This is a genomic window from Rhodococcus sp. EPR-157, assembly GCF_001647195.1.
In the GTDB taxonomy this organism is placed as follows: Bacteria; Actinomycetota; Actinomycetes; order Mycobacteriales; family Mycobacteriaceae; genus Rhodococcoides.
In genome coordinates this window covers 1-2,947 of the sequence record NZ_LVCV01000084.1, presented here as the reverse complement: position 1 = coordinate 2,947, position 2,947 = coordinate 1, and the positions used below count along the sequence as shown (strand labels likewise).

The following is a 2,947-nucleotide window of genomic DNA, read 5'->3' as shown; positions in this document are numbered from 1 at the left end:
GACCACCGATTGCACGCGAAGCGCCGGATCCCGGACGACTCCGCCCGAACCCACGCGGTCCTTGCCGACTTCGAACTGAGGCTTCACCATCAGTGCCAGATCGGTTCCGGGAGCAGAGCACGCCACGAACGCCGGCAGTACCAACTTGAGCGAAATGAACGACAAGTCCGCGACGACGACCTCCACACTTCCGCCGATCGTCTCCGCATCGATCGAACGGACGTTGGTGCGATCGATGACGTGAACTCGCTCGTCGGACTGCAACCGCCAGACCAACTGTCCGTAGCCGACGTCGACGGCCACGACTTCCCGTGCTCCCTTGCTGAGCAGAACGTCCGTGAAGCCGCCGGTGGACGCACCTGCGTCGAGACACCGCTTGCCTTCCACCGTGAAACCGCCGCGCTCGAAGGCGTCGAGTGCGCCCAACAGCTTGTGCGCCCCGCGCGACGCCCACTGGACCTCGTTGTCCTCCTCGGACACCACCAGCGGAGTTCCGGCTTCGACCGCCGTGGCCGGCTTCGTTGCGACCGTGCCTGCGATCTTGACGCGGCCGGCATCGATCAACTCGACAGCATGTTCGCGTGAACGGGCCAATCCTCGACGTACGAGTTCGGCGTCGACGCGTGCTCGCCGGGCCATGTCAGCTGATATCCATGTCAGGTTTTGTCCACCGAGGACAGCGCATTGACCAGAACGTCATGTGCACGTTCGAGAATCTGCGCCTGAAGGTCGAGGTCCATCGGCGCATCACGGTCGCCGGGGAGACGATTCAACAGAGAATCGACCTCGGCCTCGACGGAGTTCGGCTCGACCGCGGGGGTCGCTGAATCAGGCGGACGATGCTGCCCGGGAAGTGGAATCGACGTGCTCATCGCCGCTAACGCTATCGGATCGGTCCGGCGCGCGCCCCAGTGCCCGACCCGGCCAGTGACGAAGCGCAGGGCTCAGCGAGTAAGCAGTTCTCTCAGGGCGTCGGTGCCGGCGCCCAGTACCTGAACGGTCGTCCATTCAGCGGAGTCCTGCCACGCCGTCGCCGCTGCCACGAGTAGTCCGTCGAGTGTGTCTGCGGTGTCGGCGCCGGCGTAGTGCAGCGTGAGTACACCGTCCTCCACGGACCCGGTCCAACCGTCCTTCTGACCGACGACAGATCTGGCTGCAGGGAGGTTCAGTACTTCGAGGTCGAACCCGATATGTGTGGGCCGCTCGGAACTGATCGCCCGCACGGCATCGAGTGCACTGCTGACTCCGGTGAGGACCAGCAACGACGGGACTTCGGTCGCCGTTGCGCCGGCAATGTCGGTGTCGAGGCGGTCCCCGACGACCAAGGGGCGTTCGGCTGCGCTGAGTCGGATCGCGTCCTGCATGATCGGCGCCGCCGGCTTGCCCGCCACCAGAGGTACGACACCGGTCGCGGTTCGAACCGATGCAACCATGGATCCGTTGCCTGGGGCCAAGCCGCGTTCGGTAGGCAGTGTGGCGTCGGTGTTGGTCGCGACCCAGACCGCGCCACTTCTGATCGCGAACGTAGCTTCGGCAAGGATGCCCCAGTCGGTGGCGGGGTTGTGTCCCTGAACGACCGCCGCCGGCTCGCCGTCCGCGCTTCGTACCGGCTGCAGTCCAACGAGGGAAATCTCGTTCGCCAGAGCGTCGGTGCCCACCACGACGACGGCAGACCCCGCTGGTACCCGTTCGGCAAGCATCCGGGCCGCGACCTGGGCACTCGTGACCACGAACTCCTCGGACGTCTCGAAGCCGAGTTCCTGAAGGTGTTCAGCTACATCGGATGGCGATCGGCTCGCATTGTTGGTGACGAAATACTGCTTTTCGACGCCCCGGCTCAGGGCGTCGACAGCTCCGATAATCGGATCTTTGCCCTGGTAGACAGTCCCGTCGAGGTCGAGAAGAAGTACGTCGTGATGTGCACGAAGTGTCGCCGACGCCTGTGTGCTCACTGCCCGGACAGCTCCTCGACGCGTTCCTCGGCGTCGGTTTCGTTGTCGACGTCAGCAGCTGCCGCGTTGAGGAACCACTTGACGCCCTCTTCGACGCGACCGGCAGCGACCAGCGCGTCCGCGTACACGTAGAACAGGCGAGCTGCGGCGGTGCCGGAGCGTGAGGAATCGAGGTCGGGTGTCTGCAAGGTTACGACGGCCTGATCGAATTCACTCAGGTCCATCCGGGCGCCCGCAACGACGATGCGGAGTTCCGACGCCTCCTCACCGGTCAGGGCTCTAGCTTCGTCGCTTCGACCGAGTTCGATGGCGCGTTCGGGGCGACCGAGTCCGCGTTCGCAGTCCGCCATCACCGCGAGGTGCCCGGGCCCACCCGCCATCCGGCGTGCGGCGCGGAGCTCAGACAGAGCTTCAGCCCATTCGCCGGCGTGGTACGCGGTGATGCCCGCAGTTTCACGTACGACGGCGATGCGTCCTGCACGCTGCCGAGCGGCCCGCGCGTGCTGCAAAGCAAGTTGCGGATCGTCATCGACGAGTCGGCCCGCCATCACCAGATGGCGAGCAACGGCGGTTGCGTTGTTCTTGTCCAAGCTGAGCAGGTCGCGACGAACGGCTGGATCGAGTTCGCTTGCCTCCAACTCGTCGGGGAGATCGGGCTCGTCCGGACGCGGCGGGCGGCGGTCCGCGGACCCGCTCGGACCGCGGTCGCCGGAGAAGCCGCCTTCGCCTCCGCGCCGTCGCGGAGGACCTCCTGCGCGAGCAGCGCCACCTTCGGGGCGACGCGCATTGCCGGAGCGGCCTGCGCCGTCGGGACGGCCACCGGTTCGGCCCCGCGGATCGTTGGAGCGAGGGGTCCCGTCACCACGGAAAGAGCGGCGGTCGTTGCTGTCTTCCGGCACAACGGTTCCTTTCGATCGTAAGTTGAAGCGTCTTCATCCAAGCAGACATGTCGTACGAGCTGACGTTGCATCCGGTGTGGAAGTGGTGAAACGAAA

At 65.6% G+C, this 2,947-nt stretch carries 4 protein-coding genes; all 4 read right to left on the bottom strand.

The genetic code is table 11. The features are described from left to right. Positions 1 to 639: TlyA family RNA methyltransferase (locus A2J03_RS03345; RefSeq protein WP_068369660.1), on the bottom strand; the 639-nt coding region annotated here is incomplete at its 3' end. A gap of 17 nt (positions 640 to 656) precedes the next feature. Beyond that, on the bottom strand, positions 657 to 872 hold the full coding sequence (locus A2J03_RS03340) for a hypothetical protein (RefSeq protein ID WP_068369657.1): 216 nt from the start codon (positions 870 to 872) through the stop codon (positions 657 to 659). Positions 873 to 944: 72 nt separating this feature from the next. Continuing rightward, positions 945 to 1,952: an HAD-IIA family hydrolase gene (locus A2J03_RS03335; RefSeq protein ID WP_068369654.1), complete on the bottom strand. Its 1,008-nt coding sequence runs from the start codon at positions 1,950 to 1,952 to the stop codon at positions 945 to 947. Further along, positions 1,949 to 2,851 carry a hypothetical protein gene (locus A2J03_RS03330; RefSeq protein ID WP_082897560.1) on the bottom strand — a complete coding sequence of 301 codons (903 nt, stop codon included), beginning with the start codon at positions 2,849 to 2,851 and terminating at the stop codon, positions 1,949 to 1,951. The genes A2J03_RS03335 and A2J03_RS03330 overlap by 4 nt, the downstream gene beginning before the upstream one ends. Between the last annotated feature and the right edge of the window lie 96 nt (positions 2,852 to 2,947).

Excerpts from the sequence above, each read along its gene's own strand:
- A2J03_RS03340 (WP_068369657.1), bottom strand. The coding sequence starts at position 872 with ATGAGCACGTCGATTCCACTTCCCGGGCAGCATCGTCCGCCTGATTCA.